The 14,093-nt window shown below is 59.4% G+C and carries 19 protein-coding genes; 7 read left to right on the top strand and 12 right to left on the bottom strand.

The window, feature by feature from the left end:
- Positions 1–28: 28 nt before the first annotated feature.
- Positions 29–349 (bottom strand): I78 family peptidase inhibitor, encoded by a 321-nt coding sequence (locus MUM_RS0125505; protein ID WP_010175633.1) that lies wholly within the window; start codon positions 347–349, stop codon positions 29–31.
- Positions 350–496: 147 nt separating this feature from the next.
- The gene (locus MUM_RS0125510) at positions 497–802 is read right to left on the bottom strand and encodes a hypothetical protein (protein WP_003219949.1); all 306 of its coding nucleotides are present in this window, start codon (positions 800–802) and stop codon (positions 497–499) included.
- 146 nt (positions 803–948) lie between these two features.
- On the opposite strand from MUM_RS0125510, the gene MUM_RS0125515 reads away from it, so the two are divergent.
- Entirely contained in the window at positions 949–1,161 is a 213-nt protein-coding gene (locus MUM_RS0125515; RefSeq protein ID WP_010175634.1) for a hypothetical protein, read from the top strand.
- 33 nt (positions 1,162–1,194) lie between these two features.
- On the opposite strand, the gene MUM_RS0125520 is transcribed toward MUM_RS0125515, so the two are convergent.
- Genes MUM_RS0125520 through MUM_RS0125550 form a run of 7 tightly spaced genes read right to left on the bottom strand, consistent with a single transcriptional unit; the run spans position 1,195 to position 8,163 of the window.
- Positions 1,195–2,223 (bottom strand): nucleoside hydrolase, encoded by a 1,029-nt coding sequence (locus tag MUM_RS0125520; RefSeq protein ID WP_010175635.1) that lies wholly within the window; start codon positions 2,221–2,223, stop codon positions 1,195–1,197.
- Between the two features lie 26 nt (positions 2,224–2,249).
- Entirely contained in the window at positions 2,250–2,654 is a 405-nt protein-coding gene (rbsD, locus tag MUM_RS0125525) for a D-ribose pyranase (protein ID WP_010175637.1), read from the bottom strand.
- A complete protein-coding gene (gene rbsK, locus MUM_RS0125530; RefSeq protein ID WP_010175639.1) occupies positions 2,651–3,568 on the bottom strand; it encodes a ribokinase in 918 nt (305 codons plus the stop codon). The genes rbsD and rbsK overlap by 4 nt, the downstream gene beginning before the upstream one ends.
- A 23-nt stretch (positions 3,569–3,591) precedes the next feature.
- Positions 3,592–4,614 carry a LacI family DNA-binding transcriptional regulator gene (locus MUM_RS0125535; RefSeq protein ID WP_010175641.1) on the bottom strand — a complete coding sequence of 341 codons (1,023 nt, stop codon included), beginning with the start codon at positions 4,612–4,614 and terminating at the stop codon, positions 3,592–3,594.
- Positions 4,615–4,617: 3 nt separating this feature from the next.
- Positions 4,618–5,595, bottom strand: coding sequence for an ABC transporter permease (locus tag MUM_RS0125540; protein WP_003219960.1), 978 nt, complete (start codon positions 5,593–5,595; stop codon positions 4,618–4,620).
- A complete protein-coding gene (locus MUM_RS0125545; RefSeq protein WP_010175644.1) occupies positions 5,592–7,145 on the bottom strand; it encodes a sugar ABC transporter ATP-binding protein in 1,554 nt (517 codons plus the stop codon). The genes MUM_RS0125540 and MUM_RS0125545 overlap by 4 nt, the downstream gene beginning before the upstream one ends.
- A gap of 58 nt (positions 7,146–7,203) precedes the next feature.
- Entirely contained in the window at positions 7,204–8,163 is a 960-nt protein-coding gene (locus MUM_RS0125550) for a sugar ABC transporter substrate-binding protein (protein WP_010175646.1), read from the bottom strand.
- 568 nt (positions 8,164–8,731) lie between these two features.
- On the opposite strand from MUM_RS0125550, the gene MUM_RS0125555 reads away from it, so the two are divergent.
- From MUM_RS0125555 to MUM_RS0125565, 3 genes are all read left to right on the top strand, one after another.
- Entirely contained in the window at positions 8,732–9,820 is a 1,089-nt protein-coding gene (locus MUM_RS0125555; RefSeq protein WP_010175648.1) for an asparaginase, read from the top strand.
- Positions 9,821–10,048: 228 nt separating this feature from the next.
- Positions 10,049–10,300 carry a DUF1654 domain-containing protein gene (locus MUM_RS0125560; RefSeq protein WP_010175649.1) on the top strand — a complete coding sequence of 84 codons (252 nt, stop codon included), beginning with the start codon at positions 10,049–10,051 and terminating at the stop codon, positions 10,298–10,300.
- A gap of 4 nt (positions 10,301–10,304) precedes the next feature.
- The gene (locus tag MUM_RS0125565; protein ID WP_010175651.1) at positions 10,305–10,994 is read left to right on the top strand and encodes an endonuclease; all 690 of its coding nucleotides are present in this window, start codon (positions 10,305–10,307) and stop codon (positions 10,992–10,994) included.
- Positions 10,995–11,036: 42 nt separating this feature from the next.
- Here MUM_RS0125565 and MUM_RS0125570 read toward each other — a convergent pair whose 3' ends face one another.
- Complete coding sequence (locus MUM_RS0125570) at positions 11,037–11,429, bottom strand: hypothetical protein (protein WP_010175653.1); 393 nt, start codon at positions 11,427–11,429, stop codon at positions 11,037–11,039.
- Positions 11,430–11,676: 247 nt separating this feature from the next.
- On the opposite strand from MUM_RS0125570, the gene csrA reads away from it, so the two are divergent.
- On the top strand, positions 11,677–11,871 hold the full coding sequence (gene csrA, locus MUM_RS0125575) for a carbon storage regulator CsrA (protein ID WP_003192511.1): 195 nt from the start codon (positions 11,677–11,679) through the stop codon (positions 11,869–11,871).
- A 119-nt stretch (positions 11,872–11,990) separates the two neighbouring features.
- Here csrA and MUM_RS0125580 read toward each other — a convergent pair whose 3' ends face one another.
- The gene (locus MUM_RS0125580) at positions 11,991–12,449 is read right to left on the bottom strand and encodes a DUF2214 family protein (protein ID WP_010175656.1); all 459 of its coding nucleotides are present in this window, start codon (positions 12,447–12,449) and stop codon (positions 11,991–11,993) included.
- Between the two features lie 170 nt (positions 12,450–12,619).
- Here MUM_RS0125580 and MUM_RS0125585 point away from each other — a divergent pair, with 170 nt between their 5' ends.
- Positions 12,620–12,880 (top strand): hypothetical protein, encoded by a 261-nt coding sequence (locus MUM_RS0125585; RefSeq protein ID WP_010175658.1) that lies wholly within the window; start codon positions 12,620–12,622, stop codon positions 12,878–12,880.
- 116 nt (positions 12,881–12,996) lie between these two features.
- A complete protein-coding gene (locus tag MUM_RS0125590) occupies positions 12,997–13,311 on the top strand; it encodes a hypothetical protein (RefSeq protein WP_010175660.1) in 315 nt (104 codons plus the stop codon).
- A 16-nt stretch (positions 13,312–13,327) separates the two neighbouring features.
- Here MUM_RS0125590 and MUM_RS0125595 read toward each other — a convergent pair whose 3' ends face one another.
- The gene (locus MUM_RS0125595) at positions 13,328–14,002 is read right to left on the bottom strand and encodes an HAD-IA family hydrolase (RefSeq protein WP_010175662.1); all 675 of its coding nucleotides are present in this window, start codon (positions 14,000–14,002) and stop codon (positions 13,328–13,330) included.
- Positions 14,003–14,093: the final 91 nt, after the last annotated feature.

Here is a 14,093-nt window from a genome sequence, read left to right on the forward strand (position 1 = left end):
TATGGCCTGGATAAAAGCGCTGAAGCAATCAGCCGCAATTAACCCGGTTGATCACCAGATTGTCATCGGTGTTGAGGTTCAGGCGATCCGAGCGGTATTCCAGGGTGACCATGTCGTCTGGCTTGAGAATGCGTGCGTTCTGCGCACCGGCACGGCTACGGGCCTGTTCCAGCAGTTGCGGCGAAGCCTTCTGGCCGATTGCGAACTCGGCAGCCTTCGCCTCACAGCGGCTGTGACCAGCATCGGCCACGGCAGTGTCTTTGGCTGGCTCAGAGGTACCCGGGGTGCTGCAACCCGTCAAGGCGAGCGCAGCCAACAAAGTACCGAATGATGCGAGCTTCCAAGGCATGAAGCCTCCTTTGAGAAAAAATGGACAGAGATCGTGCGACCGTGGTTTGGCCGATTGGTTTCAGAATTGTCACAATTGGCCGTGGGCCAGTCTGCCTGAGTCGACCCTTCACACTGGCGAATCAATCGTCACCAGATATGAACGCACTCAGTAAATGTCGATGTAATCAAACGGCGGCGTTGGCCAGTTCTGCTTGAGTGCGTTGAAAATCTGCATCACCCACACCTCATCGCTGGCCGCGACGTTGCCGACGTAACCGGAACCCGCCGCCCAGGTCTCCAGACGGAACAACAGGCCGTCGATATCAACGCCGCCCACCACGCCGGAAGAGATGTAGGCAATGCCGGCCTTGGTGACGCGCAATTGGGTGTGAACGTTGTCACTGGCGGAGGCAAGCAGCTGGCGCACAGCGTCCAGTGTCAGGTTCTCGGGGTTGTTCAAATCGATCTGCACGCGGTTTGCCCTGGCAATTAAACAGGCGGACAGTGTCGCACAGCCCTCCCCTCATGCCTAAGTAGCAGTGCCAAACGCCGCGCAAAATGGTTAACTCCACACGCCAGATAAACGCACCAGCCGCCTTTCAGCCTCGCGAGACACCCATGACCATCGTGACGATCCACGCCGACATCAAAGCCAAGTGGCCCCACGGGCAGAGTTCCTACAGCCCGGGCAGCCCGGAGGAGTTGGCAATCATCGGTATCGACCTGTTGGTCAAGGAGATGGGGACACAGGCTGCGCAGGCATTTATCGGCCAGGTATTCGAGAAATACCCGGCCGATCACATGGGGGCACCAGACCCCGAGCGCGAATAAGACCCGGCCGACGAACGCCGACCGGTAAACCGCTTACTTCAGGCGGCCAAGACGTTCGGTCAGCAGATCGAAGAAGCCCTGGGCATCGCCATTTTCAACCCAGAACGCGTTCTTCGGTTGTTTCAGGCCGTCGTACCAATCGACGATGGTCTGGCCGAAGGTCGGGCCTTCACGGCTGTCCACCACCACATTGACCTCGCGGCCGCTGAACAGCGAAGGCTTGAGCAGGTAGGCAATCACGGTAGCGTCATGCACCGGGCCGCCTGGAATACCGTAGTGCTCCATGTCGCCCTTGACGTATTCATTGAGAATGTCGCCAACCACCTTGCTCGCGTTGTTGTTCAGCGCAGCGATTTGCTTCAGGCGTGCGTCGCTGGTCAGGACCTTGTGGGTCACGTCCAACGGCAGGTAAGTCAGCTTGACGCCGCTTTTGAGCACGATCTCGGCCGCGATAGGGTCTGCGAACAGGTTGAACTCGGCCACCGGCGTAATGTTGCCGCCGTTGAAGTGTGCGCCGCCCATCACCACCACTTCCTTGATGCCTTGAGTGATTTCCGGTGCCTGGGTCAATGCCAACGCCAGGTTGGTCTGCGGGCCGAGCATGGCGATGGTGATGCTGTGGGGCTTGGCGGTGCTGAGGGTCTTGATCAGGTAATCAACGGCATTGCCTTCGGCCAGGCCTTTTTTCGGCTCATGCACGGTAACGCCGGAAATACCTTCCTTGCCGTGGATGTTTTCGGCATAGATCGGCGTGCGCAGCATCGGTTTAGGCGCACCGGCGTACACCGGGATTTCTTCGCGCCCTGCCCACTCGCGGGCCAGCCGCGCATTGCGGGAGGTCTTGTCCAGGCGCACGTTGCCGGCAACGGTGGTCAGCGCACGGATTTTCAGCTCATCGGGCGAAGCCATGGCGAACAGCAAGGCCACTACGTCGTCGGCACCGGGGTCGGTATCGATGATCAGGTCGATTTTTTCCGCCCCGTGGGCGCTTGCAGCGGTTAGCACGGACAAAAGCAGCACACTCCGGAACAGGTGTCGCAGGGTTTGGGTACCACGTTGCATGACGCACTCCTTGTCGTTGGGAAATTCTAGAACGTTACGCCGGAAACCAGCGCGATATTGCAGTAAGGCTGGCACTCGCCCGTGCGCACCACCGCCCTCGCCTTTCGGCTGAGCTGCTTGAACTCTTCATGGCTGACCAGGCGGCGCTCACCGAGGGCAGCCTGTTCGGTCAGGGCATTGAGGTCAGTCAGTGCCGGCGGTTGCTTGAGCAGGATTTCTTCAGCGAGCACGTGGCTTTCCACCTGCATTTCGCTGAGCACGATGCGCAGGGTGCTGACGAAATCCGGGATGCCTTTGGTCAGCGCCAGGTCGATCAACTCGACACCCGGCGGCACCGGCAGGCCGGCATCGCCGATCACCAGAATGTCGCCATGGCCAAGGGATGCAATCACCCGCGACAGCGCGATATTGAGCAAGGGAGTCTTTTTCATGAGGGCACAAAACCTTGGACGTCATGCAATGTAGGAATGGAGGGTTGTGCACCGGCGCGGGTCACGGACAACGCCGCCGCCACCTGGCCAAAACGAATGGCCTCGGCCTCGCTTTTTCCGTTGGCCAGCGCCGCCGCAAAACCACCGACGAAGGTGTCACCGGCAGCCGTGGTATCGACCGCCTTGACCTTGGGCGCCACCAGGTGCTCAAAGCCTTGGCCATCGGCGAACAACGCGCCCTCGGAGCCGAGGGTAATGATCACTTTACCGGCACCGGCCTTGATCAGGCGCGTAGCGGCGACCTTAGCGCTGTCCAGTGAATCGACCACCACACCACTCAGGGCCGAGGCTTCGCTTTCGTTGGGAATCAGGTAGTCGATGGCGGCATACCAGTCCTCAGGCAACGGACCGCTGGCGGGTGCCGGGTTGAGGATCACCGTCTTGCCCAGTTCGCGGCCGCGCTTGAGGGCATGGCCGACGGTGTCCATCGGTGTCTCAAGCTGACAGACGATGACGTCGGCAGCCTGCAGCACACTGTCAAATGTCTGTAATTTGGCCGGGGTCAATTCGCCATTGCCGCCGGCGACGATCACGATCGCATTCTGGCTGCTGTCATCCACCACGATCAGCGCCACGCCGCTGGAACCGTCGACGGTGCTGACGGCCTGGCAATCGATACCTTCCACCACCAACGCGTCGCGCAATTGCACGCCATAGGCATCGGTGCCTACACAGCCGACCATCGCGACCTCGGCCCCAAGACGCGCCGAAGCGACCGCCTGGTTCGCGCCCTTGCCGCCCGGGACGGTGGAAAATGATTGGCCGATCAGGGTTTCACCGGCGCGGGGCAGCCGGCTGGCCCGGGTGACCAGGTCCATGTTCAGGCTGCCTATTACCACTACTTTTGCTGGCATACATCAGTACTCATCAATTCGGTTCAGCGGTATTGGGCAAATACACCGGCCAACGGCGCCGTCGACTCGCGCAGAACAATACTCGGCGTCACGATGCGTTGATCGATCGGCAATTGGGGTGTCGCAATTCGTCGCAGTAAAAGCTCGGCCGCCATCTCTCCCAGTTGCAGGATCGACTGGCCCACCGTGGTCAGCGCCGGGTACACGTACTGGCTCATCTGGATATCGTCAAAGCCGATCACCGACAACTCGCCGGGCACGCGGATATTGCGCTCGGCAGCCGCGCGTAATACGCCGAAGCCGATCATGTCGTTGCCGGCAAAAATCGCGCTGGGGGGATTATCCGCCAGCAATTGCGCTGCAGCCGCATAGCCACCGGTGCTGGTGAAATCACTTTCCAGTACCCGCCCGGCCGACACCTCAACCCCGGCTTCGGCCAGGGCTCGGTAGTAACCCGCCATACGCATCTGCGCCACACGGGTGTGGCTCGGGCCGCCAATGCAGGCAATGTCGCGGTGGCCCAGATCAAGCAAGTGCCGGGTCGCCAGGTAAGCGCCCTGTTCGTGGTCGATGCGCACCAGGTCGACATCGATTCCGTCCAGTGCACGGTCGACGATGACCATGGGCGTACGCACCGCTTTCAGGCCCGTTGCCAGGCCGCTGTCATCGCCGCCCACCGAGGTCACGATCAAACCGTCGATGCGCTTTTCCAGCAGCACCCGCAGGTAGCTGCGCTGCTTTTCGGCATTGTCATCGGAGTTGCAGAGGATCACGCAATAGCCGTTACGCTCGCAATAATCCTCGATGCCCCGGGCCAGCTCCGCAAAGTACGGGTTGAGGCTGTTGGGCACCAACAGGCCGATGGTCGCGGTGGTCTTGGCCTTCAGTGACCGTGCGACCGCACTGGGCACATAGTCGAGCTGCTTGATGGCCGCCTCGACCTTGATTCGTACAGGCTCGCTGACCGGGCGCGTCTTGTTCACCACATGGGACACCGTGGTGTAGGAGATCCCCGCCAGCGCGGCCACATCCTTGATCGTTGCCATGGCTCAGGCTCGCCGACTGGCGCGCTGGCTGCGGTACGTATCCAGCACGACCGCGATCACGATCACGGCACCGGTGATGATACGTTTGGTCGGTTCGGTGGCGCCAATCTGCGCCAGCCCTGCCGCCAATACCGAGATAATCAGTACGCCGAAGAACGTGCTGATGACCGAGCCACGCCCGCCCATCAGGCTGGTGCCGCCGATGACCACGGCAGCGATCACTTGCAGCTCCAGGCCGGAACCGGCGTTGGGATCTGCCGCTTCCAGGCGCGAAATCTGGAACAGGGCCGCCACGCCGGCCAGCAGCCCCATCAGGCTGAACACCAAAATCTTGTAGGGCTTTGGATTGATCCCCGCCAGACGCACGGCCTCTTCGTTGGTACCGATGCCGATCAGGTAGCGACCGAACACGGTACGCGTCAGCACAAGCTGCGCGGCGATGATCACCAGCAACGCGATGATGAACGAGGGGGAAATACCGAAGGCCACCGGGTTGGACAGCCAGGCAAACGAATCACCGATATAGGCGGTGCGCGAGCCGGTCATCTGGTAGGCCACACCACGGGCCATTTCCAGCACGCCGAGGGACACGATGAACGACGGGATGCGCCAGGCCACGGTGATGGAACCGGTAATGGTACCGGCCAGCGCGGCGCAGCCCATGCCCAGCACGGCGGCCGGCAACACACTCCAGCCCCAGCCGAGAATCGCCACGCTGACAGCTGATGCAGCGAGGGCCAGCACCGAGCCCACCGACAGGTCGATGCCGCCGATGATCAGCACAAAGGTCATGCCGACCGCCAACACCATCAGGTCAGGAATCTGGTTGGCCAGGGTGCTGAAGGTGTCGTACGAGAGGAAGTGGTCGCTCAGGAACGAGAACAGCGCAATCATCGCCAGCAACGCGCCGGCAAGGCCCAGGTAAGTACCCAGGCCGTAGAAGTTGCCGCCACGTTTTGCGGGGGAGGAAGTGGTTTTCATGGGGTATTCCTAGGCGCTGCATCGTTGAGCAACGCATCACGTTTCTGATAGCCGGCAAAAGCAGCGGCAAGCAATTCATCCTGGGTCCAGCTGTCGCGCTCGAAGGTCTCGATCAGGCGCCCGGCGGAAAGCACGCCGATACGGTCGCAGATCAGCATCAACTCACGCAGGTCGCTGGACACCACCACCAGCGCCTTGCCCTGGCGGGTCAGGTCGCCGAGCAAGGCATAAATATCGAATTTGGCGCCGACGTCGATGCCCCGGGTCGGCTCATCGAACAGCATTACCGCGCAGTCGCGTTCCAGCCAGCGGCCAATCACCACCTTCTGCTGGTTACCGCCCGACAGCTCGGACACCAACTGCGCCGGGCTGGAGCTACGGATGCGCATGGCGTCGACCTGGCGCTTGGCCAGGGCCGTTTCGTCACGACTGTTCACCAGGCCGGCGCTGGACACCTTCGGCATGTTGCCCAAGGCAATATTGGCGCCGATGGATTGGGTCAGCAGCAGGCCTTCACCTTTACGGTCCTCGGTGATCAGGGCGATGCCATGACCGACCGCGTCGGCGGGCGAGCGAATGCTGACGACTTGCGCGGGTGTGCCCAGGGCCACGGTGCCGCTGTCGGCCAGGTCGGCACCGAAGATCAGGCGCAGCAATTCTGTACGACCGGCACCGATCAGGCCGGAGATGCCGTAGATTTCGCCGGCACGCACTTCAAACGAGACATCGCGGACCTTGTCCGAGCGGGTCAGGCCTTTTACGGTCAACAGCGGCGCGCCGATGGTGCGCGGGCCCAGGTCGATTTTCTCGCCCAGCTCACGACCCACCATCAGTGTGACCAGTTGCTCACTGTTGTAGTTGGCCATCGGCTCGACACACACCAGCTTGCCGTCCCGCAATACCGCAATGCGCTGGGCGACACGGGCGAGTTCTTCGAGCCGGTGGGAAATATAGATGATCGCCACGCCCCGGGCCTGCAGGCGGGTGATTTGTTCAAAGAGCATCTCGACCTCACGGGCAGTCAACATCGCCGTGGGTTCGTCGAGGATCAATACATGGCAATCGCCAATCAGGTTGCGGGCAATCTCGACCATCTGTTGGTGGCCGATGCCGAGGCTGCCGACCAGCGTGTCCGGGTCGATGGCGTCCAGGCCAACCTGGGCCATGGCTTCAATGGCAGCCTTGCGCAGTTGCTTGCGGCTGATCCAGCCACCGTGGCTGGGCAGGTTATCGAGGAACAGGTTTTCGGCGACAGTCAGGGTCGGCAGCAGGTTGAGTTCCTGCATGACCATGCGGATACCCTGCTCTTCTGCCTGGGTCCGGCTGCCCGGCGTGTAGGCCTGGCCATTGAACTGCATGTGGCCGTCAGTCGGTGTGACCAGCCCGCCGATGATCTTCGACAGGGTGCTTTTCCCCGCGCCATTCTCACCGGTAAGTGCCAACACTTCCCCACGATTGAGCGTCAGGGTGATGTCGGATAGAACCGGTTGGGCATAGGTCTTGCCGATACCGCTGACCGAGAGGACAGCGTTCGGTGCGGAAGATGACATAGGAACGTCTCCAGGCGTCCGCTCAGGGTGAGCGGACGCTGTTTTGTGCTGCCGGGAATTACTTCTTGAGGATGAGTTCGACCGGGGTTTCGATCATGCCATCCACGGCATCGACTTTTTCACCCTTGACCAGCTTCAGAGCATTCTGGATACCGAAAACGGCTTGCTGGGCAGCGGCCTGGTCGGCGGTGGCCAGGACACGGCCATCCTGAAGCATCGGCTTGATCGCTTCGATGTTGTCGTAGCCGACCACGAGCACCTTGCCCGCCTTGCCAGCGCCACGCACAGCGGAGACTGCGCCCAGTGCCATGTTGTCGTTACCGGCCAGCAGCGCCTTGATGTTCGGGTTTGCCTGGAGCATCGCAGCGGCAATCGCGTTGCCCTTGTCGATTTCCCACTCGCCGGACTGGGTGGAGACGATCTTCATGCCGGCGGCGTCCATCGCATCCTTGAAGCCCGCAGTACGCTGCTGGGCGTTGGTGGTGGTGGAAACACCTTCGATGATGCCAACCTCGTCACCCTTGGTGAGGTGCTTGGCCAGTTCTTCACCCACCAGGCGCGCGCCTTTGCGGTTGTCCGGACCTACGAACGGGATATTCAGGGATTTGCTTTTCAGCACATCGACGTCGAGGCGGTTGTCGATGTTGACGATTTTGATGCCTTTGTCCGAGGCCTTCTTCAGCACGGTGACCAAAGCTTTCGAATCAGCCGGAGCAATGACGATGGCGTCAACTTTGGACAGGATCATCTGGTTGACGATATCGATCTGAGCAGCGGTATCGGTTTCGTTCTTGATCCCGTTGGTGATCATGTCGAAGTCGGCGGCGTGAGCCTTCTGGTATTCCTTGGCACCGTCTTGCATGGTGACGAAGAATTCGTTGGCGAGGGATTTCATGACCAGGCCGACCTTGGGTTTGGCGGCGGTCTCGGCGGCAAATGCAGAGGAAAGAGGCAGGGCAGCGGATGCGGCAGCAAGCACAGCGACAGCAAGAAGACGTCCAGCGAATGGCAGCTTCATGGGTTCACTCCGATCTTATGATTATTGTGAGCAACGCTTGCACCGAAGAACGCTTCGGCAGCCATCCCACCCGGGCGACTGATACGAGCTTTCACGACACTCAAGGAGCACCCCGTGAAACATCTCGCAAACGTTTGCGTTAGGTCAAACTATGAGAAGCTTGTCGAGATTTGTCAACGGGAGAAAACAGCCTTTTGATGAATCCGCTCTACGCCCTGCCCTCGCGCCCATTGTCTGCCCTCATTAAACATCGACGCCGTTTGATCGTTCTCTGAAACGACAGGTCGCGGTGTGCCTGCCACGTATTACTCCATCGCTTTTCCGTCATACTTTTCGGACAACCGAACACCAACCCGCCGCTTTGTTCGGAAAGCCGGACACGAAGCGGAAACCCACACCTGAAAATCAAATATAAATAGATATAAATCAATAAGTTAAATTCTATTGAATAACAAAATACCGCTGGTACAAATCCTGCTCTTACTCAGCACCTCGTGGCGTTCAGAACCGCCCGGGTGTTTCTAGATGAACCTGCATCAGCACTCATCAAAAACTAGAGAGAAGAATAATGAAATCTGCGTTGAAAACTTTCGTCCCGGGCGCGTTAGCCCTCCTGCTGTTGTTCCCTGTTGCCGCTCAGGCAAAAGAAGCTGAAACCAAGCAAAAACTGTCCAACGTGGTGATCCTCGCCACCGGTGGCACCATCGCCGGCGCTGGCGCCAGCGCGGCCAACAGTGCGACCTACCAGGCCGCCAAAGTCGGCATCGAACAATTGATCGCCGGTGTTCCTGAGCTTAGCCAGATCGCTAATGTTCGCGGCGAGCAAGTGTTGCAAATTGCCTCCGAAAGCATCACCAACGAAAACCTGCTGCAACTGGGTCGCCGCGTCGCCGAGCTGGCAGACAGCAAGGACGTCGATGGCATCGTGATCACCCACGGTACCGACACCCTGGAAGAGACCGCCTACTTCCTCAACCTGGTGGAAAAGACCGACAAGCCAATCGTCGTGGTCGGCTCGATGCGCCCAGGCACCGCCATGTCGGCTGACGGCATGCTCAACCTGTACAACGCCGTTGCCGTAGCCGGCAGCAAAGACGCTCGCGGCAAAGGCGTACTGGTGACCATGAATGACGAGATCCAGTCGGGTCGCGATGTCAGCAAGATGATCAACATCAAGACTGAAGCGTTCAAGAGCCCGTGGGGCCCGCTGGGCATGGTGGTTGAAGGCAAATCCTACTGGTTCCGCCTGCCAGCCAAGCGCCACACCATGAACTCGGAATTCGACATCAAGACCATCAAAAGCCTGCCGGACGTCGAAATCGCCTACTCCTACGGCAACGTAAGCGACACCGCCTACAAAGCCCTGGCCCAGGCCGGCGCCAAAGCCATCATCCACGCCGGTACCGGCAATGGTTCGGTGTCTTCCAAGGTGGTGCCAGCCCTGCAGGAACTGCGCAAGCAAGGCGTGCAGATCATTCGTTCTTCCCACGTGAATGCCGGCGGTTTCGTTCTGCGTAACGCCGAACAACCAGACGACAAATACGATTGGGTGGTTGCTCACGACCTGAACCCGCAGAAAGCCCGCATCCTGGCAATGGTCGCCCTGACCAAGACCCAGGACAGCAAAGAGCTGCAACGGATGTTCTGGGAATATTGATCGCTCCCAGGCCTGACCGGTAACGGTCGGGCCATCCCGCTCGTGGCGCACCGCGAGCGGGTCCAGCCTCCCCCGCTTTCCCCCCGCGCAAAAAGTCCTTGAAAAACAAAGCCCTCCTACACCAAACCAGCAAAATTATTGTCAGAAGAACTTCTTTAATTTTAAGCAGTTGCGAAATTGCCCACAGTTAAATACTGTATGCACGTACAGCCTAATAAGGAATACTCCGTGGCAAAGCCCTCTTCCGCAGCACCCACAGCTCCCGACGCCTACCAACGCCTGGCCGTTCGCGTGCAGAAAATCATCAATTCCACTAACGCTCAAAAAAACAAGGCGGCGTTGATTTTTCGTCTGCCGGAGGAACCGGAAGACGAGTGGGCACGACTACTGGAGGAAATTGCAGAAAACGATAACGTCACCCTCGCCTATCGCGATGACGGTGGCGTGCAGATTTTCTGGGTTGTGCCGAAGGAAGATTGAGTCAATGAGTGTCCGTTTTATCAGTGTTTTGTTTCTGCTTTTTGCTGTTACCGCTCACGCGCAAGCCCCCAGAACCTTCAGTGAAGCCAAGAAAATCGCCTGGAAGCTATACGAGCCGCAATCCACGGAGTTTTACTGCGGCTGCAAATACAGCGGTAACCGGGTGGACCTGAAAGCCTGCGGCTATATCCCGCGCAAGAACGCCAACCGGGCAGCGCGTATCGAGTGGGAGCACATTGTTCCTGCCTGGCAGATCGGCCATCAGCGCCAGTGCTGGCAGGACGGCGGACGCAAGAACTGCACCCGCAAGGACGCGGTATACAAGCGCGCCGAGGCGGACCTGCACAACCTGGTGCCGAGCATCGGCGAGGTCAATGGCGACCGTAATAACTTCAGTTTTGGCTGGCTGCCGGTGCAGAGCGGGCAATATGGCTCGTGCCTGACCCAGGTGGACTTCAAGGCCAAGAAGGTCATGCCCCGCCCGTCCATTCGCGGGATGATCGCCCGCACGTACTTCTATATGAGCAAGCAGTATGGCTTGCGCCTGTCAAAACAGGATCGCCAGCTCTACGAAGCCTGGAACAAGACTTACCCGGTACAACCCTGGGAGCGCCAGCGCAATCAAACCGTGGCGTGCGTGATGGGCCGCGGCAATGAGTTTGTCGGCCCGGTGAACTTGAAAGCCTGCGGCTGAATAAAAAAGCGGGAGCGCTACTGCCTCCCGCTGGCCGGTATCTTACTGTGCAACCTTGTGTTCGATGACCTCGGATACCGTGTCATTTTTCTTCGCGGTGACCAGCTTCTGGGTCAATTGCGCCTGCTTCGCTTCAGCCTCGGCCTTGGTGCTGAAAGGCCCCAGCAGTACCTGGTCCTTACCGTCTTCCTTCACCAGATAGAAACTGAAACCGTGCTCGAGCAACCACGCGGTCAGGTCAGTCATCGCCTGGAGCTTGTGATCCGGCGGTCCCACCCATACATCCCACTCCTGGGAGGCGATCGCACCGACCGCAGGTTGGCCCTGAGCGGGCGCCTCGGCAACGGCGGGCCTGGCCTTGGGAGCATCGACGTTTTTGCCTTCACCGCAACCGGCCAATGCCAACACCGCAATTGCCATCGCTACTTTACGCACTACCCTGCTCCTTAGAGGATCAAAGAGGCGACTTTATCATTCACTGTCTATTCTGGCCGTCATAAACGTTGGCTTAAACAATGCGAATGATGTATCGCAGACCTGTATGATGGCGTCATGGGAATTAATGCTGCCTCTATGCGTCCTAAAAGAGGCAGCCACAGGGAAGCGCTTCGCAGTAAGCTACACACATCCGACATCTGCCCTGTCTGAACATGTGCCTTTCAAAGCAATCAAGGAGAAGTCCATGCTGATACTCACCCGCAAAGTCGGTGAAAGCATAAACATCGGTGATGACATTACGATCACCATTCTGGGCGTTAGCGGCCAGCAAGTAAGAATCGGCATCAATGCTCCAAAGGACGTTGCCGTGCATCGCGAGGAGATCTACCAACGTATCCAGGCGGGCCTGACGGCTCCGGATAAAAACCAGACACCTTGAAGCGCCTCCAGTAGCCAGCCCTTTCGTTCACTGTAACGGCTGGCGAAAACCTCTTTGGCCTGCTCGCGGCTTTCCGCGGCCAGCGCACCCTATTCCCTTATCCCAGCGCCAGGCTAGCGTCACCCCAGGCCGACGCCGCGCGCCATACCCGTCGCCGCAATCATCATCAGCACAACCAGCAGCGCCTGCAGGTGGCTGATGCGTGCAAAAAGACCGGCCTGGTGCAGATCCAGACGCGTACCTCGAACCAAGCCGATACGCCATTTGATAAAGCGGATCATCGGCGCGAGCTCAAGTAACAAAATTAATGCAAACAGCGTCATCTTCACGTGAAACAACGGCTGGTGCAGGTAATACTCACTGCCTTTTTCGTAACTGCCAAAGGCCCGCAGGCTACCGGTTATCAGGAGCACCAGAGCACTGATCCCCCAGATGTTGTCCGCGATCAACACGCTGCGTACGGTGGATGGGGCACTATCAGAAACACCGCGCAGGGCCTTGCCCCGCGCAAGCACGGCTGATAACGCCATGGCGAATGCCAGTAAATGGACGGCTGCAAGAAACCACTGGATGAACATAAGGCGTACTCCCTTCTGTCTGACACATGGCAGGAACCCTGTTCAGTAATAGCCGCTGGCTGCGTTACACGCATGAAACAACCTGCAAACAAAGGGAACTTGTTGAATGTTACAGAGCCGAATCTCGTGACAAATCTTTTACAGTCTGCAGCGCGCCAAGGAGCACGTTGATGAGGCGACCTGATAAACAACCCCACTTATCCAAGTCCTGGATGATCGCCGTGCTGATAGCCGTGGTCTTTTTTGGGCTGGAATATGGTCTGCGGTACAAAATGGAGGGCATCTCCGACACGGCCTACTCCTGGCTGGATCTGACGCTGTTCCTGAGCGCCTATTTGTTTTTCTTCTGTCTCAAGCCGATCCAGGCCGCCATTCATCGAAAACTGTGCCGGCGTGCTCCTCGCGGCGAGCGCCGGAAAGCGTCCTCCTGATCCCAGGCAGGGCACCCGTGAACCCCCGCTTAATCGCTATCAGATCGCCGGTATTTACAGCCGCGCACCACAACCTATGCTAGGGCATGCACGGTCAGTGAAAGGTTGTAGCGCGGATGGACACTCTGAGTAAAACCGAAATCGAAGCGGCACTGGCAGCGCGCCTGCCGAGCTACAAAATCGTCTGCACCCTGCACGCCGACGGCACGCTCTCCGCGATCCTCAGCGGCCCTGAAGCTGATCACTTTGCGATAACCGGCATCGTCCGGGCGCACCATCGAGGGCCGGAAGCGATCGCCAGGCTCGCCAGCGAAATTCTCAAGGAAATGGTGTTGTCTCGCCAGGGGATCAAGGGCACCCGCCTCCAGGCGCTGGCTGATGACAATCCCCCTGCTGAATCCTCCGTTTACGAAGAAGGCCGATCCGCTTAACCGGATCGGCCTTTTTTCACGGCAGGCGCTGCAGGTGCAACAGCCCGGCTTCATCCCGCCGAACCTGCAGATGCTCGTACCCGGCAATCGACGAGTGCTCTGTGACCATGGGCGTCAGGTGCGTCGACGTCACCACCATCACATCGGCACCCGCCGCCTCACCGGCGCGAATCCCGACGCTGGCATCTTCAAACACCAGGCAGTCCTGTACCGGCACGCCCAGCCGTTGCGCACCGAGCACATAACACGCCGGATCCGGCTTGCCGCTGGCGACATCCTCCGCCGTTACCAACACCGCCGGCGGGTTGATGCCGGCGGCCTGCATGCGACGCAGGGCCAGCGCCTTGGGCGCAGAGGTGACCAGCGCCCACTGGTCGCCGGGCAGCGAATTGAGGAACTGCACCGCGCCGGCAATGGCCACCACCCCTTCCACATCGTCGAGTTCAGCCTCGGTAATCCACTGCGCCTCAGCCTGTGCATCCACACCGGGCAACGCCTGGCGGGTGATGGTATCGATGGCCCGGGCGCCATGGATGGTCTTCAGGAACGCCGCGACATCCAGCCCATGGCGTTCAGCCCAGGTGGCCCAGACGCGCTCGGCAGCGGCAATGGAGTTCAGGAGTGTGCCGTCCATATCGAACAGGAAGGCGCGGTAACGGTTGGCGAATACAGCTGAATCGCGGGTGGACACTGCTCGGCTTCCTCTTGCTTTCGTCACCCGGTCTTGGGTGCTGACGAATCACGTGCCTGGTGCAATCTACGGATCAGCCCAAACGCTGTAA

The sequence above is a fragment of the Pseudomonas sp. PAMC 25886 genome, assembly GCF_000242655.1.
Classification (GTDB): domain Bacteria; phylum Pseudomonadota; class Gammaproteobacteria; order Pseudomonadales; family Pseudomonadaceae; genus Aquipseudomonas.

Bases quoted from the DNA above. Each gene is read 5' to 3' on its own strand.
- MUM_RS0125505 (WP_010175633.1), bottom strand. From the start codon at position 349: ATGCCTTGGAAGCTCGCATCATTCGGTACTTTGTTGGCTGCGCTCGCC.
- MUM_RS0125515 (WP_010175634.1), top strand. From the start codon at position 949: ATGACCATCGTGACGATCCACGCCGACATCAAAGCCAAGTGGCCCCAC.
- MUM_RS0125520 (WP_010175635.1), bottom strand. From the start codon at position 2,223: ATGCAACGTGGTACCCAAACCCTGCGACACCTGTTCCGGAGTGTGCTG.
- rbsD (WP_010175637.1), bottom strand. From the start codon at position 2,654: ATGAAAAAGACTCCCTTGCTCAATATCGCGCTGTCGCGGGTGATTGCA.
- rbsK (WP_010175639.1), bottom strand. From the start codon at position 3,568: ATGCCAGCAAAAGTAGTGGTAATAGGCAGCCTGAACATGGACCTGGTC.
- MUM_RS0125535 (WP_010175641.1), bottom strand. From the start codon at position 4,614: ATGGCAACGATCAAGGATGTGGCCGCGCTGGCGGGGATCTCCTACACC.
- MUM_RS0125540 (WP_003219960.1), bottom strand. From the start codon at position 5,595: ATGAAAACCACTTCCTCCCCCGCAAAACGTGGCGGCAACTTCTACGGC.
- MUM_RS0125545 (WP_010175644.1), bottom strand. From the start codon at position 7,145: ATGTCATCTTCCGCACCGAACGCTGTCCTCTCGGTCAGCGGTATCGGC.
- MUM_RS0125550 (WP_010175646.1), bottom strand. From the start codon at position 8,163: ATGAAGCTGCCATTCGCTGGACGTCTTCTTGCTGTCGCTGTGCTTGCT.
- MUM_RS0125555 (WP_010175648.1), top strand. From the start codon at position 8,732: ATGAAATCTGCGTTGAAAACTTTCGTCCCGGGCGCGTTAGCCCTCCTG.
- MUM_RS0125565 (WP_010175651.1), top strand. From the start codon at position 10,305: ATGAGTGTCCGTTTTATCAGTGTTTTGTTTCTGCTTTTTGCTGTTACC.
- csrA (WP_003192511.1), top strand. From the start codon at position 11,677: ATGCTGATACTCACCCGCAAAGTCGGTGAAAGCATAAACATCGGTGAT.
- MUM_RS0125580 (WP_010175656.1), bottom strand. From the start codon at position 12,449: ATGTTCATCCAGTGGTTTCTTGCAGCCGTCCATTTACTGGCATTCGCC.
- MUM_RS0125585 (WP_010175658.1), top strand. From the start codon at position 12,620: ATGAGGCGACCTGATAAACAACCCCACTTATCCAAGTCCTGGATGATC.
- MUM_RS0125590 (WP_010175660.1), top strand. From the start codon at position 12,997: ATGGACACTCTGAGTAAAACCGAAATCGAAGCGGCACTGGCAGCGCGC.